Origin of the sequence: Vreelandella halophila (assembly GCF_019903425.1) — a bacterium.
Lineage (GTDB): Bacteria > Pseudomonadota > Gammaproteobacteria > Pseudomonadales > Oleiphilaceae > Halospina > Halospina halophila.
This window is the reverse complement of record NZ_JACHUZ010000013.1, coordinates 554,634-576,850: the sequence shown is the minus strand read 5'-3', so window position 1 is coordinate 576,850 and position 22,217 is coordinate 554,634. Positions and strand designations below refer to the sequence as shown.

At 64.1% G+C, this 22,217-nt stretch carries 22 protein-coding genes; 9 read left to right on the top strand and 13 right to left on the bottom strand.

Annotated elements, in window-relative coordinates:
* Window positions 1–41: 41 nt before the first annotated feature.
* The 8 genes from H4I92_RS06985 to def form a co-directional block, all read right to left on the bottom strand.
* Window positions 42–2,219, bottom strand: a complete 2,178-nt coding sequence (locus H4I92_RS06985) for a TonB-dependent siderophore receptor (RefSeq protein WP_179105644.1) — start codon at window positions 2,217–2,219, stop codon at window positions 42–44.
* Window positions 2,220–2,499: 280 nt separating this feature from the next.
* Complete coding sequence (locus H4I92_RS06980) at window positions 2,500–3,804, bottom strand: sensor domain-containing diguanylate cyclase (protein WP_077529924.1); 1,305 nt, start codon at window positions 3,802–3,804, stop codon at window positions 2,500–2,502.
* Window positions 3,795–4,364, bottom strand: coding sequence for a 7TMR-DISMED2 domain-containing protein (locus tag H4I92_RS06975; RefSeq protein WP_077529923.1), 570 nt, complete (start codon window positions 4,362–4,364; stop codon window positions 3,795–3,797). The genes H4I92_RS06980 and H4I92_RS06975 overlap by 10 nt, the downstream gene beginning before the upstream one ends.
* A gap of 44 nt (window positions 4,365–4,408) precedes the next feature.
* Entirely contained in the window at window positions 4,409–5,857 is a 1,449-nt protein-coding gene (locus tag H4I92_RS06970; RefSeq protein WP_077529922.1) for a TrkH family potassium uptake protein, read from the bottom strand.
* Between the two features lie 11 nt (window positions 5,858–5,868).
* Entirely contained in the window at window positions 5,869–7,251 is a 1,383-nt protein-coding gene (gene trkA / locus H4I92_RS06965) for a Trk system potassium transporter TrkA (protein ID WP_077529921.1), read from the bottom strand.
* Between the two features lie 30 nt (window positions 7,252–7,281).
* Window positions 7,282–8,598 (bottom strand): 16S rRNA (cytosine(967)-C(5))-methyltransferase RsmB, encoded by a 1,317-nt coding sequence (gene rsmB / locus H4I92_RS06960; RefSeq protein WP_077529920.1) that lies wholly within the window; start codon window positions 8,596–8,598, stop codon window positions 7,282–7,284.
* Complete coding sequence (gene fmt, locus H4I92_RS06955; RefSeq protein WP_077529919.1) at window positions 8,595–9,536, bottom strand: methionyl-tRNA formyltransferase; 942 nt, start codon at window positions 9,534–9,536, stop codon at window positions 8,595–8,597. Before fmt ends, rsmB begins: the two co-directional genes overlap by 4 nt.
* A 14-nt stretch (window positions 9,537–9,550) precedes the next feature.
* Window positions 9,551–10,057, bottom strand: coding sequence for a peptide deformylase (def, locus tag H4I92_RS06950; RefSeq protein WP_077529918.1), 507 nt, complete (start codon window positions 10,055–10,057; stop codon window positions 9,551–9,553).
* Window positions 10,058–10,248: 191 nt separating this feature from the next.
* On the opposite strand from def, the gene H4I92_RS06945 reads away from it, so the two are divergent.
* From H4I92_RS06945 to H4I92_RS06915, 7 genes are all read left to right on the top strand, one after another.
* Entirely contained in the window at window positions 10,249–11,277 is a 1,029-nt protein-coding gene (locus tag H4I92_RS06945; RefSeq protein WP_077529917.1) for a LysM peptidoglycan-binding domain-containing protein, read from the top strand.
* A 29-nt stretch (window positions 11,278–11,306) separates the two neighbouring features.
* Complete coding sequence (gene dprA, locus H4I92_RS06940; protein ID WP_143512620.1) at window positions 11,307–12,458, top strand: DNA-processing protein DprA; 1,152 nt, start codon at window positions 11,307–11,309, stop codon at window positions 12,456–12,458.
* Between the two features lie 57 nt (window positions 12,459–12,515).
* Window positions 12,516–13,088 carry an L-threonylcarbamoyladenylate synthase gene (locus H4I92_RS06935; RefSeq protein ID WP_245800860.1) on the top strand — a complete coding sequence of 191 codons (573 nt, stop codon included), beginning with the start codon at window positions 12,516–12,518 and terminating at the stop codon, window positions 13,086–13,088.
* A gap of 33 nt (window positions 13,089–13,121) precedes the next feature.
* Window positions 13,122–14,048: an oxygen-dependent coproporphyrinogen oxidase gene (hemF, locus tag H4I92_RS06930; protein ID WP_077529916.1), complete on the top strand. Its 927-nt coding sequence runs from the start codon at window positions 13,122–13,124 to the stop codon at window positions 14,046–14,048.
* On the top strand, window positions 14,041–14,862 hold the full coding sequence (aroE, locus tag H4I92_RS06925) for a shikimate dehydrogenase (protein WP_077529915.1): 822 nt from the start codon (window positions 14,041–14,043) through the stop codon (window positions 14,860–14,862). Before hemF ends, aroE begins: the two co-directional genes overlap by 8 nt.
* Window positions 14,863–14,951: 89 nt before the next feature.
* Window positions 14,952–15,725 carry a motility protein A gene (locus H4I92_RS06920; RefSeq protein ID WP_077529914.1) on the top strand — a complete coding sequence of 258 codons (774 nt, stop codon included), beginning with the start codon at window positions 14,952–14,954 and terminating at the stop codon, window positions 15,723–15,725.
* A gap of 12 nt (window positions 15,726–15,737) precedes the next feature.
* A complete protein-coding gene (locus tag H4I92_RS06915; protein WP_077529913.1) occupies window positions 15,738–16,571 on the top strand; it encodes a flagellar motor protein MotB in 834 nt (277 codons plus the stop codon).
* 70 nt (window positions 16,572–16,641) lie between these two features.
* Here the strand turns inward: H4I92_RS06915 and H4I92_RS06910 are convergent, their stop codons facing one another.
* Both H4I92_RS06910 and H4I92_RS06905 read right to left on the bottom strand, forming a co-directional pair.
* Complete coding sequence (locus tag H4I92_RS06910; RefSeq protein ID WP_077529912.1) at window positions 16,642–17,100, bottom strand: Hsp20/alpha crystallin family protein; 459 nt, start codon at window positions 17,098–17,100, stop codon at window positions 16,642–16,644.
* A 136-nt stretch (window positions 17,101–17,236) separates the two neighbouring features.
* Window positions 17,237–17,776 carry a gamma carbonic anhydrase family protein gene (locus H4I92_RS06905; protein WP_077529911.1) on the bottom strand — a complete coding sequence of 180 codons (540 nt, stop codon included), beginning with the start codon at window positions 17,774–17,776 and terminating at the stop codon, window positions 17,237–17,239.
* A gap of 83 nt (window positions 17,777–17,859) precedes the next feature.
* Here H4I92_RS06905 and H4I92_RS06900 point away from each other — a divergent pair, with 83 nt between their 5' ends.
* Together H4I92_RS06900 and H4I92_RS06895 are read left to right on the top strand one after the other, a co-directional pair.
* Window positions 17,860–19,911, top strand: a complete 2,052-nt coding sequence (locus H4I92_RS06900) for a M3 family metallopeptidase (protein WP_077529910.1) — start codon at window positions 17,860–17,862, stop codon at window positions 19,909–19,911.
* Window positions 19,912–19,928: 17 nt separating this feature from the next.
* The gene (locus H4I92_RS06895; protein WP_077529909.1) at window positions 19,929–20,192 is read left to right on the top strand and encodes a YheV family putative zinc ribbon protein; all 264 of its coding nucleotides are present in this window, start codon (window positions 19,929–19,931) and stop codon (window positions 20,190–20,192) included.
* Between the two features lie 9 nt (window positions 20,193–20,201).
* On the opposite strand, the gene H4I92_RS06890 is transcribed toward H4I92_RS06895, so the two are convergent.
* The 3 genes from H4I92_RS06890 to H4I92_RS06880 are packed head-to-tail and all read right to left on the bottom strand — an operon-like array spanning window position 20,202 to window position 22,182.
* The gene (locus tag H4I92_RS06890) at window positions 20,202–21,107 is read right to left on the bottom strand and encodes an ABC transporter substrate-binding protein (RefSeq protein ID WP_077529908.1); all 906 of its coding nucleotides are present in this window, start codon (window positions 21,105–21,107) and stop codon (window positions 20,202–20,204) included.
* Window positions 21,108–21,119: 12 nt separating this feature from the next.
* Window positions 21,120–21,506 (bottom strand): DoxX family protein, encoded by a 387-nt coding sequence (locus H4I92_RS06885; RefSeq protein ID WP_077529907.1) that lies wholly within the window; start codon window positions 21,504–21,506, stop codon window positions 21,120–21,122.
* A 22-nt stretch (window positions 21,507–21,528) separates the two neighbouring features.
* A complete protein-coding gene (locus tag H4I92_RS06880) occupies window positions 21,529–22,182 on the bottom strand; it encodes a hypothetical protein (RefSeq protein WP_077529906.1) in 654 nt (217 codons plus the stop codon).
* Window positions 22,183–22,217: the final 35 nt, after the last annotated feature.

Genomic DNA, 22,217 nt, shown 5'->3' with positions numbered 1-22,217 from the left:
CCCAGAATGGGTCTGTCCGGATCGTCCGTTGCTCGCCATGATCAGAACAGCTGGTGTGTGATGCTGGCAACGATTGAGCGCGGTACGCCGTACTCACAGATCGAGTCAGCACTGCGGCCCGAGCAGTAGATTGGCTGCTCGTCGAACAGGTTGTTCACACTCAGCTGAAAGCTCGTGTCGGCGAGGTCGTAGCTGACACTCGCATCCACCTGGGTGGAGGCCGGGTACTTGATGGTGTTGTCCGCGTCCGCCCAGCTGGTGCCGGTATAGCGAACCCCGGTACCGATGCCGAGCCCCTGGAGGCGTCCGCTCTGAACGGTGTAGTCGATCCAGGCCTTTGCCAGATGCTGTGGCTTCTCGCTCAGCTGTTTGCCATTGGTAGCGCCCTCGCCACCGGACTCGACCACCTCCACGTTCTGGTAGGTGTACGCCAGTGTGCCCTTCCAGCCCCCGGTAAGTTCCGCGTTCAGGCCCAGCTCCACGCCCTCGGAACGGGTCTCACCGATCTGGATCGAGCGGGTGCTGTTGTTGGGGTCCTCAACCAGCTCATTATCGCGCTCAATGCGGAAGGCGGCGATGCTGGCGGACAGCAGCTGGTCATCCGGCTGGTAACGCAGGCCCGCTTCGTACTGGCTGGCCGTGACGGGATCATAGGATTCACCGGTGACGGAATCCGAGCCATACTGCGGGCTGAAGGATTCCGAGTAACTGGCGTAGGGGGCAAATCCGCCCGGAGCCAGGTAGACCAGGCCGGCACGGTGACTGAATTCGGACTGGTCCTCGCTGCCGCTGTCGGTCTCCTCGGAAACGTCGTCATAGCGGCTGCCGAGGGTGGCGGCCCAGCGCTGCCCGAACTTCAGGTGGTCCTGGACATAGACCCCGAGTTGATCCGCCTCGGTGCGACTGGTTTCGAAACTGGACGGTGTTGAAAAATCACCGCCGTAATTGGGGTCATAGAGGTCCAGGGTTTTGTCCAGACCATTCATGAAGCCGCTGTCGCGAGTGTCGTAGGTGAGGGTCTTGTAGTCCACTCCGACCAGGAACTGGTGGTCGACGGGACCGGTGTTGGCGTCAATGATGAATCGGGTATCCGAGGTCAGCGTATCGCCCTCATCGAAACGCGCCCGGTTGTCGCGGTTCAGGGTCCGGCCGTCTGGTTGCAGGTAGGGGCCGAAATAATCCCGGAACGTGTCCAGTACGTCGTACTCGATCGTCCGGTACCGCAGGTTCTGGTGAAAGGCGATGCTGTCGGTCAGTTGCTGGTCGAGCAGCATCTCCACGCTTTGTTCCTCGGCATCATAACGGTCGAAGCTGGGCTCGCCGATGTAGCGGCTGTCGGGAATGCGGCCGTGCTCACTGGGCTCCTTGGTGCCCTCACGGGGGAAGGCGCTCCAGGGGTAGCGGGTTTCGTTTTTCTGGTAATGCGCGAGAAGGGTGAGCCGGGTATCGGCGTCGGGCTCCCAGGTCAGCGCGGGGGCCACGTAGACCCGGTCATCGTTGACGTAGTCGATGTGGCTGTCGGATTCCTGGACCAGGCCGGTCAGTCGATAGCGCAGCGTCCCCTCGCTGTTGAGCGCATCGCTCACGTCACCGGTGAGCTGGCGGTGGTTGTCGCTGCCGTACTCGATGCCCACTTCGGCGAAGGGTTCCGCCGTCGGCTGCTTGCTGACCATGTTGATCACACCCCCAGGCTGGCCCTGGCCATAGAGCATGGAGGCGGGGCCCCGGAGGATCTCGATGCGCTCGAGTCCATAGACTTCCACAGGGCTGTCGTAGGGCAGCCCGGCCTGGCGCTGGGTGCCGTTGCGATAGGTGGCATCCGCGGCCGAAAAACCACGGATCTCGGTGTTGTTGGAATCGATCACGCTCGAGCTCGCCCGGTTATCGGTGTAGATGCCCGGACTGTAGGTCACGGCCTCTGTCAGGCCCTGGCTGCCCCGGTCTTCCATCTGGTCACGGGAAATCACACTGATGGACTGGGGACTCTCTATAAGCGGGATGTCTGTCTTGGTGGCGGAACCGGAACGGCGGGCGACATAGCCCTCAACGGGGCCGTCCGGGCGTTCCCGTTCGGACGTAATGGTTACAGGAGCCAGGTTGGGCAGTTGCTTTTCCCCTGTTGTTCCCTGCGCTGTGGCGCCGACTCCGGTGCAGGCCAGCGCCAGGAAGACGAATTGGCGGTAGCAGTGGTGGCGCTTGTGAACGGATGACTGCTTCATGAAGGTTACCTCCCTTTCATTTTTCGCAAACATAAATGATAACGGTTTGCATTACAATCCCTGTCTGATACATTCGCTGGAAAAGGTACGCGGCATCAACAATCCACAGGGAGGCAGCACCCATGCAGCAAACAACTCGAATGGCGGGCTCCAGTGACCAGATTGCGGCGTTCTGGCGTGTGATTCGGGAGGACACCAGAGAACAGCACAGCGAGGATACGGATCCAGGCAGAATCAGAGGTTCCGCGTCCGCTGAGAGTCGGCGTGAAAAGAGCAGGCGTCAGCCCCGGGAGGGCTGATTGTTTCCGGCGGGTGTCAGGTTGATCTCCCCGCTGTCATTCTCGTGGGCCATCAGCGTGCGGTTGCGGCCGCAGGCCTTCGCTCTATAGAGTGCCTTATCGGCCGTGCGGATCAGCCATTCGTAATCACGCTGATAATCCGGTGTGCAGCTGGCCACGCCAATGGAAAGCGTGATCGGAATAGTGGTTCCTTCCCACTCAAATGCCAGTGAGGCAGCCGCGTTCCGGACGCGTTCGGCCAACAGGCCAGCACCCTCAAGGTCTGTCATGGGAAGCAGGATCACGAACTCCTCGCCACCGTAGCGCGCAACGGTGTCCGCCACCCGCCCGACCCCGTCCTGGCAGATCCCGGCAATCTGGCGCAGTGCCTCATCGCCACAGATGTGGCCATAGTTGTCATTCACCGCCTTGAAGTGATCTATGTCCAGCATCAGAAGTGACATCGCCTGGGTTTCACGGCAGTTGCGCCGCCATTCGCGTTCCAGTGCCTGGTCGAAGTAGGGCCGGTTCTTGAGCTGCGTCAACCCATCCAGTTCGCTCAGCTGTTTGAGCTGGTCATAGGCATGGCGTAACTCCTCGGTGCGTTCCTCTACCCGTGCTTCCAGTTTCAGGTTGGCGTCCTGCTGCACTCGCAGGGCCTTGGCCTGTGCTTCCTGGCGCTGTTCTCGCTCCTGGTTAATGCGCCAGGCCAGCGCGAAGGAAAGCAGCAGCATCTGGATGACGGCGCCGATCTGCGTGCCATGGTCCACCAGCGTGTTGGTGGGAATCAGGCCTGCCTTGCTGAGGGTATAGGCAATATTGGCAAACAGGAAAATGCCCCAGGCAATGACGTAGAAGCGGGCGAGCACTTCACCGCGCCACCATAGATAGCAGCCACCCACCAGCCCCAGTACAGCCCCGCTGGTGACAACCACCAGCATCAGCGCAACGGCGATGTGGTAGGGCACGATCAGGCTGAGGAGTGCCAGGCCCACGCCCGACCAGCCGATGGCCCGGAAGATGATGGACCACAGGCGGCTGTGACGGGGAGCATTGAGGAACTGGTGGGTAAAGAAACCCACGGCCGCAAGGCTGAGTGAGAGAAACAGCGTCAGGCTGACGCCGTTGAACCAGGGGGCGCCGGGCCACAGGTACTGGAATCCGAAGCCCCGCAGCGATGCCTGTGAAAGAACAAAGGCCAGCAGATAGAGCACATACCAGAGATAGGCACCGTCCCGTACCGCGACGTAAAGCAGCAGGTTATAGATGGCGAGTGCTCCCATGATGCCGAAGAACATCATGTGCATGGCCGAGGAGTCCTGGGTATCCCTGAGAAAGGCTGCTGGCTCCCCGGGGCCTGCAGGGCTCCCTCGGTCTGGATGCGGATCAGCAGCAGGTAGCGTGCGTCCGGGGCCAGGGTCAGGCGGGTCACGAAATCGTGATGGGCAATCGGCCGTGTTGAGAACGGCAGGGTATCGCCGGTATGGACGTCGATGATGGTTTCACCATCACTGGCCCGGACAAGGTACATCCGGACATCATCCAGCGGTGGATAGGCCAGCTGGAGGTAGCGGTCGACCTCCGAGTTACTCTCAAGCCAGACGCCCATCCAGACGGGGGCGCTCTCGAGCCCCAGGTTGAGAATCCTGCCGTTGGTGCTCTGCCAGTCCGGCTTTTGCGGTTCCCTTAGCAGGGATTGTGGGCTCAGTTCAGATTCGGGGTCGGCAACCCAGCGCATATGACGGCTGAGATCCAGCTCCGTCTCATCATCCACGGCGACGCGTTCAAGTGCCCTGGCCGGGCCACTGCCCAGTGCCATGAGACCGAGGATAACGACCAGAAACCAGGCCCCGACAGTACGTTCCATGTGTCGCAGTCTAGTCCAGCCTCGCTGGTTGTTACACTGGCCGTTCAACGCCGCCAGAATTCAGGGGTGAACAGTACCAGCAGCGTGAAGATCTCCAGGCGCCCCAGGATCATGGCCGCCATGCCGCTCCACTTGGTGAGATCCGGCATCGTCTGGAAGGTGTTGGAGACCTCGCCCAGACCCGGACCGAGGTTGGTCAGAGTGGCGACCACGGCCGTCCAGGCGGTGACCTGATCCAGGCCCACCGCCAGGTTGATCAGAAGCAGCACCACGAAAACCACCATGTACATGGAGAAGAAGCCCCAGACCGCCTGGAGGATACGGTCCGAGACGGGCCGGTGGCCGAGCTTGATGGGGATGACGGCGTTCGGATGCAGGATACGGCGGATTTCCCGCGCGCCCTGGCGGTAGATCAGAAGTATCCGCATGGCCTTCATGCCGCCGGCGGTGGAGTTACCGCAGCCGCCCATGAAGGCCATCAGGATCAGCATGACAGGGAGAACACTCGGCCAGTAGTGGAAGTCGGCAGAAGTGAAACCGGCGGTGGTGGCGATGGACAGGACCTGGAAAATCCCGTTGGTGATGCTGTGCCAGGGATCGTAGGTGGCTGTCACGAGCAGGATCCCCACGGTAGCCACGCAGGCCCCTCCCATGACACCGGCATAGAAGCGGAATTCCGGATCCCGGAAGTAGTGCCAGGGGCCGCGCTGGTTCCAGGCCATGAAATGCAGGGCAAAGTTGACGCCGCTGAGGAACAGGAAGAAGGAGGCGATCAGCTTGATGGCGTGGCTGTCGAAGTGCCCCATGCTGGCATCGTGGGTGGAAAAGCCCCCGATGGCGACGGTCGAGAAACTGTGACCGATGGCATCGAACAGGGTCATGCCCGCGATCCAGTAGGCCAGCGCACAGGCGATGGTCAGCCCCACGTAGATGTACCACAGGGCCTTGGCCGTCTCGGCGATGCGTGGGGTCAGCTTGTTGTCCTTGACCGGCCCCGGCACCTCGGCCCGGTACAGCTGCATGCCCCCGATGCCCAGCATGGGCAGGATGGCCACGGCCAGCACGATGATGCCGATGCCGCCCAGCCACTGCAGCTGCTGGCGGTACCAGAGGATGGACTCGGGCATGGTGTCCAGTCCGGTCAGCACGGTCGCGCCCGTGGTAGTCAGGCCCGAGACTGCCTCAAAAAGCGCGTCTACGTAGCGCATGCTGGGGTCGGAGCTGAAGAAGAACGGCACGGAGCCGGCAAGGCTCAGCACGATCCAGAAGAGGGAGGTGATCAGGAAGCCGTCGCGCACCCGCAGCTCAGCACTGTTGCCACGGTTCGGCCACCAGACCAGTGCCCCGACCAGAAGCACCACGGCAAAGCCTTCAAGAAAAGCGTAGGCCTGTCCGTCACTATAGAGCAGCGAGATGGCCACCGGCGGCAGCAGCGTCAGGCTGAACACCATCATCAGCAGGCCGATAATTCTGGCGATGACCCCGTAACGCATGGCGTGCCCTTCTAGAAGAACGTGAGTCCGACCTGGAAGAGCTTCTCCACTTCCCGGATGCGGGTCTTGTCCACAAGGAAAAGGATAACGTGATCGTCCGGCTGGACCCGGACGTGGTCGTGGGCGATCAGCACCTCGTTATCGCGCACGATGGCGCCGATGGTGGTGCCTTCCGGCAGCGGAATTTCATCGAGACGCAGCCCTACGACCTTGGACGACCGTTGATCGCCATGGGCGATGGCCTCAATGGCCTCGGCCGCGCCCCGGCGCAGTGAATGCACGTTGACCACGTCGCCCTTGCGCACGTGCGTGAGCAGGCTGCCGATGGTGGTCTGCTGGGGCGAAATGGCCACATCGATTTCACCGCCCTGGATCAGGTCCACGTAATCCGGGTTGTTGATCAGTGTCATGACCTTGCGCACACCCAGGCGCTTGGCGAGCATCGAGGCCATGATGTTGGCCTCGTCGTCGTCGGTAACGGCGCAGAACACGTCCGTGTCCTCGATGTTTTCCTGCAGCAGCAGGTCCTTGTTGGCGGCGTCGCCCTGGAGAACGATGGTGTTGTCCAGGTTCTCGGAAAGCTCAATGCAGCGGTCCTGGCTGCGCTCGATGATGCGTACCCGGAAGCGATCCTCCAGCGTGCGCGCCAGCCGGTGGCCAATGTTGCCGCCGCCGGTGATCATGATGCGCTTGTAGGGCTTTTCCAGCGGCTGGAGTTCGCTCATGACCGCGCGTATATGGTCACTGGCGGCAATGAAGAAGACCTCGTCGCCCTCCTCGATCACGGTGTCGCCCTGGGGAATGATGGGCCGGTCGCGCCGGAAGATGGCGGCGACCCGGGTGTCGATGCGCGGCATGTGCGCGCGCAGGTAGGACAGCTCATGCCCGACCAGCGGACCGCCTTCGGTGGCGCGGATCGCCACCAGCCGGGCCAGGCCGCGGGAGAAGTCCAGAACCTGGAGGGTGCCGGGGTATTCGATCAGGCGCGTGATGTGCTCGGTGACCACCTGCTCCGGGCTGATCAGCACATCAATGGGGAAGCCTTCCTTCTTGTCCCGGTCGAACAGCTCCGGGCGGGCCAGGTAGGCGCCGGTGCGCACGCGGCTGATCTTGGTGGGGGTTCGGAAGCAGGTCCAGGCCACCTGACAGGCGACCATATTGACCTCGTCGCTGTTGGTGGTGGCGATCAGCATGTCCGCGTCCTGGGCGCCGGCCTGCTTGAGCACGCGCGGATAGGAGCCGCGTCCGAGCACGGACTGGATGTCCAGCCTGTCCTGGAGCTCGCGCAGCCGGCCCGGGTTGTTGTCCACCACGGTGATGTCGTTCGCCTCGCTGGCCAGGTTTTCCGCGAGCGTACCCCCCACCTGGCCGGCGCCGAGAATGATGATCTTCATGGGTAACTGCTGACTCCCTTGCCGGATCCGTCAGACCCAGTGGGCCGGGTTCTTCTCCAGACAGGCGTAGAAAAAGCCGTCCTGCTCCCGCTCCCCCGTGATTAACTGGCGACCGTAACCGGTCTCGATGCCCCAGTCCAGCGTTATGGGGACCAGCTGGGCATCCATGTGGCCATTGATGAAGCGCTGTATGATACGCGCGTTTTCCTGCTGAAGCACAGAGCAGGTGGCGTAGACCAGCCGGCCGCCAATGGCGAGGGTATGCCAGCAGGCCTCCAGCAGGCGCAGCTGGGTATCCGCCAGGTCGCGGATGTCCGTTTCGCGGCGCAGGAGCTTGATGTCCGGATGGCGGCGGATGACGCCGGTGCCGCTGCAGGGGGCGTCCAGAAGGATGCGGTCGAAGGCGGCGCCGTCCCACCAGGTGTCCGGGTCGCCGGCATCCGCCGCCACCAGCCGGGCGCGGGCGCCGATGCGTTCCAGGTTCTCCGTGATGCGGCCGAGCCGGTCGCGGTCCGAGTCCAGCGCCACCAGGTCCGTCAGATCCGGCTGGTTTTCCAGTATCGCGCCGGTTTTGCCGCCGGGAGCGGCACAGGCGTCCAGCACGCGCTGGCCCGGGGCCAGCTCAAGCAGCTGCGTACACAGCTGCGCGGCTTCGTCCTGGACGCTGAAGTGGCCTTCGGCAAAGCCCGGAATGCGCTCCACCGGGCAGGCCTCGTCCAGCTGCAGGGCATGGGGCGCGAGCCGGCCGGGCTGCGCGCTCAGACCGGCGTCGGCGAGTGCCGCCAGGGCACTGGCTTGGTTGTGGTGACCGGGATGATAACGCAGGCTCATGGGGGGCCTGTGGTTGTTGGCCTCCAGCATGGCCTGCCAGTGTTCCGGCCAGTTGGCACTGATCTTGGCCACCAGCCATTCCGGATGGCTGTAGCGGATGGCATCGGAAGCGGGGTCCGTTTCGCCGTCACGCAGGCTTTTCCGGAGTATGCCGTTAACCAGGCCGGTCAGCTGGTGCGCGCCGAGTTCCCGGGCGGTCTCGACGCTCTGGTGGATGGCCGCATGGGGCGCGATCCGGGTGTGGCGCAGCTGGTAGAGCCCCAGGATCAGCAGGGACTCGAGCTGCGCATGGCGTTTCGGCAGGGGCTTGTGCAGCCGCTGCTGCAGTTCCGCGTTGAGGCGGTGCCACCAGCGGCAGCTGCCGAAGCACCAGTCCTGCAGTCGGCCACGCTCATCCGCCGGCAGGCCCTCAAGAGCCGGGGGCAGGATCTGCCCGAGTGACTGGCCGCTGTGAACCACCTGGTGGATGATGCGGGTTGCCGTGGCGCGCAGGGAGCCCCCTGTCACGCCGCTCATGCTCCCAGCCTCTGCCCCGGAAGGAGCACGGGCCGGCCACCATTGATGAGGTCCTGCATGGACTGGGGACGGCCTCCGGGCAGCTGGACCCTGGTAATGCGGATGACGCCTTCGCCGCACTGCACCAGGGCGCCGGACGATTCGCGTTCCAGCACGGTGCCGGGGTCGGCATCCGTCACCTCGGTGTTCACCGGCTCCGCAAAGAGCACACGCACAGCCTCGTCACCCACCGTGGTGTGGGCCATGGGCCAGGGATTGAAGGCGCGGATGCGCCGCGCCAGCGACTGGGCCGACCCCTGCCAGTCGATGCGGCCATCGCTGCGTTCCAGCTTGCGCGCATAGGTAGCCCTGTGATCATCCTGGGGCTCGGGGTTAAGGCTGCCGTGGGCCAGTTCGTGCAGCGCACTGGAAATGGCCTTGCCTCCAAGTTCTGCCAGCCGGTCGTGAAGGCTGCCGCCGGTGTCCTCGTCCGTGATGGTGATAGGGTGGCGGCTGAGGACATCGCCGGTATCCAGGCCGGCGTCCATCTGCATGATGCTGATGCCGGTCTCGGTGTCGCCGGCGGCAATGGCCCACTGGATTGGCGCGGCCCCGCGCCAGCGTGGCAGCAGTGATGCGTGTACGTTCAGGCAGCCGTGATCCGGAATATCCAGCACCGGCTGGGGCAGGATCAGGCCGTAGGCGGCAACCACCATCACGTCCGGTGCCAGCTCACGCAGCCTGGCCTGTGCCTCGGCGTTGCGCAGGCTCTCCGGCTGTTCGATGCACAGTCCGTGATCGTGAGCCAGTTGGGACACCGGGCCGCGGCGTGCCTTTCGGCCCCGCCCGGCGGGGCGGTCCGGCTGGGTGTAGACGGCCAGGATCTCGTGCCCCGCTTCAATGAGGGCATTCAGGCTGGCCGCGGCAAAATCCGGGGTGCCCGCGAAAACAATCCGCACGGTTCAGTGACTCCTCAGGACGCTTTCTGGCGCTGCTGTTTCTCGACCTTGCGCCGGATACGGCTGCGTTTGAGCTGGCTCAGGTAGTCGATGAAAAGCCGACCGTTCAGGTGGTCCACCTCATGCTGCAGGCAGACTGCCATGAGGCCGCTGTGTTCCTCTTCGAATGGCTCGCCGTTGTAGTCGAGTGCCCGCACCCGCACGGACTGGGGGCGAGAGACATCCTCGTAGACGCCCGGAATGGAAAGGCAGCCCTCCTGCATGGGCTCCTTCTCGCTTTCGGGAATCTCGAGTTCGGGGTTGATGAATACCCGGGGGTTGCTCTGGTCTTCGGAAAGATCGATTACCAGCACCCGCTGGTGCACATTCACCTGGGTGGCGGCCAGCCCGATGCCCGGGGCCGCGTACATGGTTTCGATCATGTCATCGATCAGGCGTCGGATGCTGTCATCAACGGACGTCACCGGCTCCGCCACGGTCCGCAGGCGCGGGTCCGGAAATTCCAGAATACTGAGAGTCATGGTGCTGCTCCGAAGGATTACCGCTGCCATTATCACGCATCAGGCAATGGCCGTACAAACCGCAGCGCTTACAAATCATTGCAGTGTTGTGGACGCGGTTGCCCGGCGGAGATCGCAAATGGCGTTATTTCTTCTATAGTGGTGAAATAATGACGTCGATCGATCGAGACAAGCCAGCAAGGAAACCGAGCATGAGGATTCTGTCGATTCTGCTCACGGTGGCCCTCGGGCTGGGCGCCGCCGGGGTTATGGCCCAGACACAGCTGCGGGATGACCATCCCGAGCAATACACCGTGCAGCCGGGGGATACACTCTGGGATATCAGCGCGCGCTTCCTGAAGGAGCCGTGGAACTGGCCGGAAATCTGGCAGGCCAACCCGCAGGTGGACAACCCGCACCTGATCTACCCCGGCGATGTCCTGGAGCTGACCTGGGTGGACGGACAGCCCCGGCTGACCCGGGCCACGGACACGGATCAGGACCGTGAGATCAAGCTGTCTCCGGAAGCCAAGGAGACGCCCCTGGACACGCCCATCCCCACCATACCCCTGGAGGAGATCCGGAGCTTCCTGTCCAAAACGCGGATCGTTGACGAGTCCACCCTTGAGCAAGCCCCCTACATCGTGCAGGGCCGGGACCGGCGTTCGATCAGCGGTGCCGGAGATCGGGTCTACGCGAGAGGCGAGGCTCAGCCCCGGGAGACCCTGGCGGTGTTCCGGCGTGGTGCCCGGCACGTGGATCCGGAAACCGGTGAGTTCCTGGGGCTCGAGGCACGTTCCATGGGCCGGGGCCGTGTGGCCGAGGTCAATGGCGAGCTGCTGAGCGTGGACCTCACGGCCAGCCGTGAAGAGATTGAAGCCGAGGACCGGCTGCTGCCCACGGAGGCGCGTGAGATCACCACTCGATTCCAGCCGCGCGCTCCGGAGGCTGATATCCAGGGGCGGATGATCGACGTTGAGGATGGCGTCAGCAACATCGGCCAGTATAATGTGGTCACCATCAACCGCGGTGAGCGCGAGGGTCTGGAAACGGGTCATGTGCTGGCGGTCTACAAGAAGGGCAACCAGGCACGGGATCCGGTGACGGATGAACTGCTGCAGCTGCCATCGGAACGGGCCGGCCTGCTGATGGTCTTCCGCACCTATGAGAAACTCAGCTACGGCCTGGTTCTGCAGGCGACGCGACCGCTGGAGATCATGGACGAGGTCCGAAACCCCTGAAACAATCTTTCTGACAGAGGAAGTCACCAATGACGGTCATGGAACGACCCACCCTTCCCGAGCCGGAGACAGGCGACGCCCATCATCTTCTCGCTCTGCTGCCCGGTATGAACCCGGAACACTGGCAGGTGGTCCTGGACCAGCTTGAGGACCCCACACAGCTGCTCGCCATGGCGCCGGACAGTCTGCGGGCACTTGGACTGCCGCCCTCAACCCGCAGGACCCTGAACGCCTGGCAGGTCCAGGGGCTGGAGCCCACCACCCGGCAACGCCTGGATCATGCCCGGCAGCAGTGCGCGTCGCTCGGGATCCGCGTTATCCACTGGCGGGATCCGGAGTACCCGGAGGTGCTGCGCCACATCCATGGCCCGCCGCCGGTGCTCTATTGCCGGGGCGACATCAGCGCCCTCAGTCGCCCCTGTCTCGCCATGGTCGGCAGCCGGCACGCCAGCCGCGACGGACTCAACCATGCACGCCGGTTTGCCCAGGCCCTGGCTGAAGGCGGTTTCAGCGTGGTCAGCGGTCTCGCTCTCGGCATCGACGGGGCAGCCCATAAGGGGGCGCTGGAAGGCGGTGGCGCCACCGTGGGCATACTCGCCAACGGCGTCGACCGCCCCTACCCGCGCCGCCATGAGGCCCTGGCCCACGACATGCTGCAGGCAGGCGGTCTCCTGGTCTCCGAGCTGCCTCCGGGCACCCCTGCCCGCTCCCACCTGTTTCCCCAGCGCAACCGCCTGATCAGCGGCCTCTGCCGGGGTGTCCTGGTGGTGGAAGCCGGGCTGCGCAGCGGCTCGCTCATCACGGCACGGCTGGCCATGGAACAGGGGCGGGAGGTCTTCGCCATTCCCGGCTCCATCCATCAGCCGAGCGTCCGGGGCTGTCACCGGCTGATCCGGGAAGGCGCCGTGCTGGTGGAGACGGTGGAGGATATTGTCTCGGAGCTGGGTGTCTGGGAATCCCTGCCCACCGGAACGGAACCGCAAGCTGAAACCACGCCCGCCCATCTGGATGAAAGCAGTCGCCGCGTTCTGGAGGCCGTGACCTATGAGCCGGTGGATTCGGACAGCCTCTGCCGCGCCACGGGCATGGCGGCCGCCGACCTGCTCCAGGCCGTGCTGCTGCTGGAGATGGAGGGGCTGGTGGAAGCAACGCCCGGAGGCTATCGACGCCGTTCGGGCTGACGTGGAACGCCGCTACGGATAGACTTCCGCCTGACGATTCTGCAGACGGAGGTGCCGGTGACAGCGCGGAGCCCGGACTGGTGGCATATTGAACAGGCAGCGGATTCGCTCATGGCCGGCGGTGTCTGGGCCTACCCAACGGAGGCGGTCTGGGGCCTGGGCTGTGATCCCTGGGACCCGGAGGCCGTGGAGCGGATCCTGGCGCTCAAGGGCCGGCCCTGGCACAAGGGGCTGATCCTGGTTGCCGCGGATGCGCAGCAGCTGGATTTTCTGCTGGCGGACGCACCCTCAGCGCTCCGCAGGGCGGTGGATGACTACTGGCCCGGCGCCAATACGCTGTTGCTGCCGGATCCCGGCGAGCGGGTGCCTTCACTGGTGCGCGGCGATCACGACCGGGTGGCCGTGCGGGTGCCCGATCATCCCCAGGTCCGGCGTCTGTGCCGGGCCTTTGGTGGGCCACTGGTGTCCACATCCTGCAATCGCGCCGGCGGCTCGCCCCTGCGCTGGTCCTGGCAGATCCAACGGGCTTTCGGCCGTGAGCTGGACGGCATCCTAACCGGATCCCTGGGCGGCGCCCGGCGCCCGAGCCGCATCATCGACCCCATGGATGGTACCCTTCTGCGTGACTGACAACGCCCGCCCACGGACAGCCGAGGAGCACCCATGAACAATACCCCCGACCCGGACGCCGTTTACCAGTACCTGATTGATCTTCAGGACCGGATTACTGGGACCCTGGGGGAGCTGGATGGGGGCGCCGGTTTCCGGGAAGAAACCTGGGAACGGGACGCCGGCGGCGGTGGCCGCAGCCGCGTGATCGAGGGCGGGGAGCTGTTCGAGAAAGGGGGCGTGAACTTCTCCCACGTCATGGGTGAGGAGCTGCCGCCTTCGGCCTCGGCGAGCCGGCCGGAGCTGGCAGGGGCGAGCTGGGAGGCCATGGGTGTATCGCTGGTGATCCACCCACGCAACCCCTATGTGCCCACCTCCCACGCCAATGTGCGTTTCTTCATTGCCAGGCCCGAAGGCCGGGATCCGGTCTGGTGGTTCGGCGGCGGTTTCGACCTGACGCCCTATTACGGTTTCGTGGAGGACTGCCGGTACTGGCACGACATGGCCCGTAAAGCCTGTGCGCCCGCCGGCGATGACACCTGGCACCGCTTCCGCCAGTGGTGCGACGACTATTTCCACCTCAAGCACCGGGGTGAGCAGCGCGGCATCGGCGGGCTCTTCTTCGACGACTACAACGAAGGCTCCTTTGAGCACAGCTTCGAGCTGATGCGTTCCATTGGGGACGGTTACCTCCAGGCCTATGTGCCCATCGTAGAGGCACGCCGTGATACGCCCTACGGCGATCGGGAGCGTCAGTTCCAGCTTTACCGCCGGGGGCGCTACGTGGAGTTCAACCTGGTCTATGATCGGGGCACCCTGTTCGGGCTGCAGTCCGGGGGCCGGACGGAGTCCATCCTGATGTCCCTGCCGCCGCTGGTGCGCTGGGACTACAACTGGCAGCCGGAACCGGGCACGCCCGAGGCCCGGCTGAGCGACTACTTTCTGCAACCCCGCAACTGGCTGGAGGAGACGGATGACTGAACAGGCCCGCTATGCCGTGGTCGGCAACCCCATCGAGCACAGCCTGTCGCCGCGGATCCATGCCGCCTTCGCCGAGCAGACCGGCGAGGCCCTGGTCTATGAGCGGCTGCTGGCGCCACTGGAGGGATTCCGGGATGCCGTGGAGCGCTTCTTCGCCGAAGGCGGTGCGGGTCTCAATGTGACGGTACCGTTCAAGCAGCAGGCCTGGGAGATGGCCGGCCGCCATGAGCCCAGAGCGGCGCGGGCCGGTGCGGTGAACACCCTGTGGCGAGCGGCGGACAGCACCCTGATCGGCGACAATACCGATGGCGCCGGGCTGGCACGGGATCTCCGTGTGAACAACGGAGTCACCCTGACCGGAGCCCGGGTCCTGGTGCTGGGCGCCGGAGGTGCGGTGCGCGGCATTCTGGATCCCCTGCTGGCGGAAGGGCCGCGGGAGGTGGTAATCGCCAACCGCACCCCCGCGAGGGCCGAGGAGCTGCGTGAGCTGTTCGCGGACAGCGGCACACTGGTCGCCTGTACCTTCGAAGACCTGGCGGGCCCGTTCGATGTCATCATCAATGGCACCAGCGCCAGCCTCCGGGGCGATCTGCCGCCTTTACCGGGAGGACTCATCACCCCGGAGACTGTCTGCTACGACATGATGTACAGCCAGGCGGAAACCGCCTTCAATGCCTGGGCACGCCAGCAGGGTGCGGGGCTGCGCCTTGATGGGCTGGGCATGCTGGTTGAGCAGGCGGCGGAATCCTTCCTGCAGTGGCGCGGGGTGCGCCCGGATACGGGCCCGGTCATGGCCATGCTGCGCCCGGCCTGAAAGCTGTTCCGCTGAATCTGGACTATGCTGGGGCCATGGATGCCCGCCGGGAAGAGATACCCGGCCCCCTTCAGAGACAGTGAGGCGCCATGGATCTTCTGACACTGCTCGGCCTGCTGGTCGGCATCACCACCATTGTTGCCGCGATCGCCACCAGTTCCGGCCTCGCGTCGTTTCTCAACATTCCCGGTTTTCTCATCGTGGTGGTGGGCACCCTGGCGGTGACCCTGATCAAGCACCGCATGACCTCGGTGGTCAGCGCCTTCCGCATGGCGTTCGGCGAGGCTTTCCGGGACCGCACCGAGGAGCCCCTGGACCTCATCCTGCAGATCCGGGACCTGGCGGACATCGTCCGCAAGAAAGGGATTCTGGGGCTCGAGGATTACGACACCCGCTACCGGTTCCTCGCCAGGAGCATCGAGCTGGCCGTGGACGGCCATCCGCCGGAATTCATCGAGGAGGCCATGACCCATGAGTTCCAGCAGACCCTGGAACGGTACGAGAATGCGGAGAGGGTCTTCCGCGGCATTGGTGACTCCGCTCCCGCGCTGGGCATGATCGGCACACTGGTGGGGCTGGTGCAGATGCTCAACCAGATGGATGACCCCTCCGGCATCGGCCCCGCCATGGCGGTGGCGCTGCTGACCACCTTCTACGGCGTGGCCATCGGCCAGGTGATCTTCCTGCCGCTGGCGGACAAGCTCCAGCTCAAGATGCAGGACGAACAGCGCAACATGACGCTGGTGCTGACCTCCATGCAGAACATCCTGCAGGGCCAGAACCCGCGCGTCATGCAGGATGTGCTGGCCGCCTATCTCTCACCCGAGGCGCGCGAGCGGCTCGACCAGGGCCGGCAGGCCTGACGGAGGGCGTTGATGGCGGCACCGCCCAAGCGCCGGCCCAGACGCGGCAATACCAGCAGCAGCTCCCCGGGGTGGATGACCACCCTGGCGGACATGTTCATGCTGCTGATGACCTTTTTCATCCTGATGCTGTCCTTTTCCAGCATGGATGCGGAGAAATACCGGGCCATGGTCACCTCCCTGGTGGAGGCGTTCAACATGGCCCCGGATCAGATGCCCGAGCCCCAGGGACTGGCGGATGAGGACACGGAGTCCCCGGCGATCAGCGAGGACGTTCCCATCCCCTTGGACGGGGCACCCGCAGCGCCTTCCGAGGGCGAGGCCATTCTCCGGGACCAGGCCTCGGCGAAGCCGGCACGCCCGGATGTAGATCCGGGCGTGGAGCAGCTCGCCAGTATGCTCATCTCGGAAATGGAAGAAGCGGTCAGCGAGGAACAGATCGACGTCGGGTTTGACCGCCAGCGGGTGGTGATCCGGTTTAACGACCAGGCCACCTTCCCGGTGGGTAGTGCTGAGCTGATCCCAGACATCCGCCCCGTCGTGGCCGACATCGTGGATATTGTGGCGCGCTGTGACGGTGAGGTGATCGTCACCGGCCATACGGACAACCGGCCCATCGTGAGCGACCGTTATCGTTCCAACTGGGACCTGTCCGCCGCGCGCGCCGTTTCCCTGGTGCATGAGCTGGTGCTCAACCGGGCCATCCCGGCGGAGAATGTAGTGGCGGCAGGGCGTGCCGAAACCCGGCCGATCGCTGATAACGACACTGCGGAAGGCCGCGAGAAGAACCGGCGCGTGGAGATCGAGATTTACGAACCGGACTGTGACACCGATGGTGGGGACTGAGTTCCGGGCATAAAAAAGGCGCCGGGCAGAGCCGGCGCCGGGGCACCATGGGGCATTCCGCCCCGAGGGGTCAGTTGACTTCCACCTCGATGGCCCGGGGCTTGGCCTTCTCCTGTTTGGCCAGGGTCAGCTCAAGCACGCCATCGTGGTAGTTGGCCTTGATGTTCTCGTCGTCCACATTATCCGGCAGCGAGAAGCTGCGGGCGAAGTGGCCGTAGAACCGTTCCACCCGGTGCCGCCTGGCCTCGTCCTCGGTGTTCTCGAAGTTACGCTCACCCTGGATGGTGAGAACGCCGTCCTGCACCGAGACATTCACATCCTCTTTCCGAATACCGGGCAGTTCCGCGGTTATGACGAAGGCATCCTTGTTCTCGGTGATGTCCACCGAGGGTGCCCAGTCGGTCTTCTGCAGGATCTCCCGGTTGCCGTTGGTCGCCGGAGCTGAGTTGCGGCCGGCTACCTGGCGGTTATAGCGGTCGAGAATGTCCTCGAACTCGGCAAAGGGGTTCCAGCGGGTCATGGCTGTCATGGTGTTCACCTCCTCTCAACGAATCTGAAATCATTCGGGACAACAGCTTCGTCAGGGGAGCGTGGCTGACCGGCGCCGGACTATCAGTCCGCTTCCCTAACGCCCTGTTGAATAGGTAGGGACTGCACGCGCATTTTCAAGGGGCCTCGGCAAGGAATTCATCCTTGAGTTTGACGTAATTGCCAGCGGTATAGGTGAAGAATGAGCGTTCCTCGTCGGTGATTGCCCGAGCCTGGCGTGCCGGACTGCCCCGGTACACGAAACCGGACTCCAGGGTCTTGCCCGGCGGTACCAGGGTGCCGGCGGCGATGATGACCTCATCCTCCACCACGGCGCCGTCCATGATGATGGCGCCCATTCCAACCAGCACCCGGCTGCCGATGGTACAGCCGTGCAGCAGGGCCTTGTGGCCGACGGTGACATCATCGCCAACCCTCAGGGGGAAGCCGTCCGGATTGTAGGGGCCGGCGTGGGTGATGTGGCAGACGGAGCCATCCTGGATGCTGCAGCGGTTGCCGATGCGGATGCGGTGCATGTCGCCGCGGATGGCGGTCATGGGCCAGACCGAGCAATCGTCGCCCAGTACCACGTCGCCGATGACGGTGGCGGTGGGATCAATCCATACGCGTTCCCCGAGCTGGGGATGATCGCCCTTGTGGCTGCGGATCCGGGTCACGGTGGGTCCTCCATCTGAACTTAGGGTGGTTACGGGAAGTATGTCATCATGATTGCATCAAGGTCACACGCAGGAGACGCTCCATGAACAATCCTCTGCTGGCTCAGGACCAGCTGCCGAAGTTCGATGCCATTGATGTCGAGCACATGGAGCCGGCCATCGACCGGATCCTGAAGGAGAATCGGGCGCGCGTTGCGGAACTGGCGGAGCAGCAGGCGCCGACCTGGGCGAGCTTGGCCCAGCCCATGCAGGCGTTGGACGACCGCCTCAACAATGCCTGGGCGATCATTTCCCATCTCAATGGCGTGATGAACGACGAGGCGATCCGCGAGGTTCACAAGCGCTGCCTGCAGAAGATCACGGAGTACAGTTCCGAGATCAGCCATAACGGCGCGCTCTGCGAGGCCTACAAGCGCCTTGCGGACAGCGACGAGTTCCCCCGTCTGCAGGAGGACCAGCAGGAGGCCCTCCGCCAGACCCTGCGTGACTTCCGGCTCGGGGGCGTGGATCTTCCGGAGGCGCAGAAGGCGCGTTTCGCCACCCTTTCCCAGGAGTTGGCGGATCTGGAAAGCCGCTTCGGCGACAATGTGCTGGATGCCACCCAGAACTGGTACCGCCAGGTGACCGATGAATCCGAGCTCGCCGGCCTGCCGCAGACCGCTCTGGACAGCGCCCGCCAGGCGGCGCAGCAGCGTGGCATGGACGGCTGGGTGATCACCCTGGATTTCCCCTCCTTCTACCCGGTACTGACCTACTGCGATAACCGTGAGCTGCGCCGTGAGGTGTACGAGGCGTTCACCACCCGCGCCTCGGATCAGGGCCCGGATGCGGGGACCTGGGACAACAGCCCGCTGATTGACGAGATCCTGAAGCGCCGGCACGAGCAGGCGCAGCTTCTGGGTTACGACAACTACGCCCAGCTGAGCCTGGCAACCAAGATGGCGGCCAGCGAGGACGAGGTGCTGGGCTTCCTGAACCGGCTGGCCGGGCGTGCGAAGCCGGTGGCCGAGCGCGAGCTTGAAGAGCTGCGTGAATTCGCCCGGGAACAGGGTGGCCCGGAACCTCTGGAGGCCTGGGACCTGGGCTATTATGGCGAGAAACTGCGCCAGGCGCGGTTCAGTATCTCCGAGGAGGAAGTCCGGCCCTGGTTCCCAGTGGACCGGGTGATCAACGGCCTCTTCCGGGTCGTCGAGAAGCTGTTCGACGTGCGCATCGTGGCGGATGAAAGCATCCCCGCCTGGCACGATGACGTGAGCGCGTACCGCATGGAGCGTGGCGGCCAGCCGGTGGCCTTCTTCTACCTGGATCTCTACGCCCGCCAGGGCAAGCGCGGGGGTGCCTGGATGGCTGACTGCCGAGTCCGCTGGCGCCATGACGACGGCAGTGTCCAGCTGCCGGTGGCCTTCCTGACCTGCAACTTCACGCCGCCTGTGGGGGGCCAGCCCTCGCTGCTCACCCACGATGAGGTGGTGACGCTCTTCCACGAATTCGGTCACGGCCTGCACCACATGCTCACCCAGGTGGACGTGGCGGATGTCTCCGGCATCAATGGCGTGGCCTGGGATGCCGTGGAGCTGCCCAGTCAGTTCCTGGAGAACTGGTGCTGGGACCGGGAGTCGCTGGCGCTGATCGCCGGCCATCATGAGACCGGTGAGCCGCTGCCGGATGACATGCTCGAGCGCATGCTGGCGGCGCGCAACTTCCAGAGCGGCATGCAGATGGTGCGCCAGCTGGAGTTCTCGCTGTTCGACTTCCGGCTGCACAGCGAGTATGACCCCGCTGATCCCGTGGATCCGCTGGCGCTGCTCACGGAGGTGCGCAACCAGGTGGCGGTGGTGCATCCGCCGGCCTTCAACCGCTTCCCGCAGTCTTTTGGTCACATTTTCGCCGGCCCCTATGCAGCCGGCTACTACAGCTACAAGTGGGCGGAAGTGCTGGCGGCGGATGCCTTCTCGCTGTTCGAGGAACAGGGCATTTTCGATCCGGAGGCCGGCCGCGCCTTCCGTGAGAACATCCTGGAAAAAGGTGGTTCGCACGCGGCCGCGGAACTCTATCGGGCCTTCCGGGGCCGTGATCCCAGCGAAGAGCCACTGTTGCGCCAGTCGGGCATTGTGCAACCGGATAAGGCGGCCTGAGCCGCGGGAGAACCAAAGTGAAGAAGCGTTTCATTGCCGGCGCCGTCTGCCCACGCTGCAGTGCCATGGACCGGATCGTGATGTTCACCACGGAGGAGGGGACCTTCCGCGAATGCGTGGACTGCGGGTTCGAGGACCGTCAACCTGAGGCGGCGGACATGACGCCCGCCTCGGAGACACTCAAGACCCGGGTCACGCCCACTGAACCGGATCCGCCGAAAAAGGATGACACGCCACAGCCGGTGCGGATCCTGCCTTCCGGGTCCGGGGAGACCCATTGAGGCGGTAAGTCAGCGGCTGCCCTCCGGCACCGGCAGCATAAGATCCGGGCGTATCGGCAACAGCGGCAGCTGCACCGGGGTTCCCCCGTTCTCGAGGAAGGGATTGGGCAGGGGGATGAAGACCCGTTCCATGACCTCCAGTTCCCGTAGTGGCCTGCGGAAATAGGTGTTGAACCACTCCTCATAGTCGCCGCTGAGCATGGCGCGGTGAAGTCCCACGGTGAGGCGCTCGGCCATACGCTGGTCATCAGGGCCCACAAAGAGGTATGAGGGCATCCGGTAAGTGAACACCAGCCGGTCCTCGACCTCCAGCCCCTCGCTCTCATACTGGTCCAGGTCGATGAGGATCTCACCGACGCCACGCAGGAAACAGTCAAAACGGCCCCTCTCCAGCATGGTCAGAAGGTTTCTGAAGCGTGGGGAGGTCTCGACCTCAAAGCCAGCCTGGCGAAGAATACGGGTGTCGGGCCAGTGCGTGCCCTGACCGATGGTCAGGCTCTGCTGCTGGAAGTCGCCGGCGGAGAAGATGTGGTTGAACCGGTGCTGTTCCCCCTTGCGGATGATACAGATACGGAATCCCAGCATGCCCTGGGCAATGGGAATCGGGATGGGTCTGAGTTCACGGTTGCGCTGCGGTGAGGACGCGACGTTCGCAATGCGGACCTGATCCCTGTTACCGGCACTTAGGTGCCGGATGGCGCGGGCCTGGGCCATGGGCATGCTGGGCCGGATCTGCGTGGCTCCGTAATCCGGTGTCTTCGCCAGTACCATCTTTACAAGCTCGCGGATGGCCGGGCTGTCATGGTTGCGCTTCCAGAGCGTTATGGTTTCGCTGCCGCTGTCAGTATCCGCCAGCAGGGGCGCTGCCAGCGCAAGAAACAGCAGAACGACCACGGACTTCCCTGTAGTCAGCATGATCCGCTCCTGTCAGGAATGGACCCGGTATCGGCCCGGTCCGAGCATCAGGATTACCACCGCGTTCACAAGGAAAAGTGCTGGCAGCTCCAGGGCCCAGCCACCGTTGGCCTTGAGCGCGAGCATCTCATGCTGGTGCGCCAGAACCAGGGCAAAGACCATGTTGATGGTTACCAGCACCGCCGCGACACGGGTGTGAATCCCCAGAATCAGCATAGCCGGGGCCAGGATCTCCCCGATCAGAACACCCCAGGCCAGTATCGCCGGAAGGCCGTGCGCGGCCAGAAGGTTCTCGATCGGCCCGACGCCGTTGAGCAGCTTGCTGATCCCGTGCAGCAGAATCAGAAACCCCAGCGCCAGACGCAGTATGAGGCGGGCGAGATCCGGTTGGTTGAGCACCTGAGTCCCCTTCGATCATTTCCTAGAGTGCTGAGCGGAACGAGAATCGGAAGTGGATTCCGTTGCGCGCCAGCAGGTTGGTCCAGTATTCACGCATCCACTGCCAAGCCTCGTCGCTGGCCTGGGCTACAAAGGGTGCCAGATCGAGATCGTAATAGTCCCCGGATCCGACAATCTGGCGCACCGTCACCAGTATGGCCTGATCGAGCTCGTTCGCAAAAGGCTCGCCAATGAGATGATGCACGAGCAGGTTGGCCTCGGTGGCTTCCGGCTCCAGAAGGTTACTGTTGCGGAAAGACCGGTTGTTTTCGTACATCTCTTCCATCAGGCGGTGGCATTGGTAGGCTTTGACCAGCAGCCCCTCCAGCCCTTCATAGCCAGCCAGAAGCACTGACGGGTGGGCGAAATACCCGGTGGCTGTCCTGAGGAAAGGGTGGAACAGCGCCCCAACTCCGGCACGTTCGGCGCAGATCCGAACGCAGTGGATGAGTCCTGGCGTCATTTCCACGTACTCGCGGGCAAATCCGTACAGTGCCCCTGCAGGGTCTTCAGCCTCCACCCGGAAAAGCCCATGCAGGGCTTCCGCCCTGGTGCGGAGCTCCTGCTGGAACTGGCCGCGGGCGGATTCCTGGGCCACGGCCTGGGCGATGATCTGCGTTATGGACTCCGGCGTCATGGACCGTACAGCGCTGGTGGATGGAGACCGCAGGG

What these genes read in the sequence shown, in the direction of transcription:
- H4I92_RS06980 (WP_077529924.1), bottom strand. Translation starts at nt 3,804, where the DNA reads ATGCACATGATGTTCTTCGGCATCATGGGAGCACTCGCCATCTATAAC.
- def (WP_077529918.1), bottom strand. Translation starts at nt 10,057, where the DNA reads ATGACTCTCAGTATTCTGGAATTTCCGGACCCGCGCCTGCGGACCGTG.
- dprA (WP_143512620.1), top strand. Translation starts at nt 11,307, where the DNA reads ATGACGGTCATGGAACGACCCACCCTTCCCGAGCCGGAGACAGGCGAC.
- rsmB (WP_077529920.1), bottom strand. Translation starts at nt 8,598, where the DNA reads ATGAGCGGCGTGACAGGGGGCTCCCTGCGCGCCACGGCAACCCGCATC.
- hemF (WP_077529916.1), top strand. Translation starts at nt 13,122, where the DNA reads ATGAACAATACCCCCGACCCGGACGCCGTTTACCAGTACCTGATTGAT.
- H4I92_RS06920 (WP_077529914.1), top strand. Translation starts at nt 14,952, where the DNA reads ATGGATCTTCTGACACTGCTCGGCCTGCTGGTCGGCATCACCACCATT.
- H4I92_RS06880 (WP_077529906.1), bottom strand. Translation starts at nt 22,182, where the DNA reads ATGACGCCGGAGTCCATAACGCAGATCATCGCCCAGGCCGTGGCCCAG.
- H4I92_RS06900 (WP_077529910.1), top strand. Translation starts at nt 17,860, where the DNA reads ATGAACAATCCTCTGCTGGCTCAGGACCAGCTGCCGAAGTTCGATGCC.
- aroE (WP_077529915.1), top strand. Translation starts at nt 14,041, where the DNA reads ATGACTGAACAGGCCCGCTATGCCGTGGTCGGCAACCCCATCGAGCAC.
- H4I92_RS06975 (WP_077529923.1), bottom strand. Translation starts at nt 4,364, where the DNA reads ATGGAACGTACTGTCGGGGCCTGGTTTCTGGTCGTTATCCTCGGTCTC.
- H4I92_RS06970 (WP_077529922.1), bottom strand. Translation starts at nt 5,857, where the DNA reads ATGCGTTACGGGGTCATCGCCAGAATTATCGGCCTGCTGATGATGGTG.
- H4I92_RS06910 (WP_077529912.1), bottom strand. Translation starts at nt 17,100, where the DNA reads ATGACAGCCATGACCCGCTGGAACCCCTTTGCCGAGTTCGAGGACATT.
- H4I92_RS06985 (WP_179105644.1), bottom strand. Translation starts at nt 2,219, where the DNA reads ATGAAGCAGTCATCCGTTCACAAGCGCCACCACTGCTACCGCCAATTC.
- trkA (WP_077529921.1), bottom strand. Translation starts at nt 7,251, where the DNA reads ATGAAGATCATCATTCTCGGCGCCGGCCAGGTGGGGGGTACGCTCGCG.
- H4I92_RS06945 (WP_077529917.1), top strand. Translation starts at nt 10,249, where the DNA reads ATGAGGATTCTGTCGATTCTGCTCACGGTGGCCCTCGGGCTGGGCGCC.
- H4I92_RS06915 (WP_077529913.1), top strand. Translation starts at nt 15,738, where the DNA reads ATGGCGGCACCGCCCAAGCGCCGGCCCAGACGCGGCAATACCAGCAGC.
- H4I92_RS06890 (WP_077529908.1), bottom strand. Translation starts at nt 21,107, where the DNA reads ATGCTGACTACAGGGAAGTCCGTGGTCGTTCTGCTGTTTCTTGCGCTG.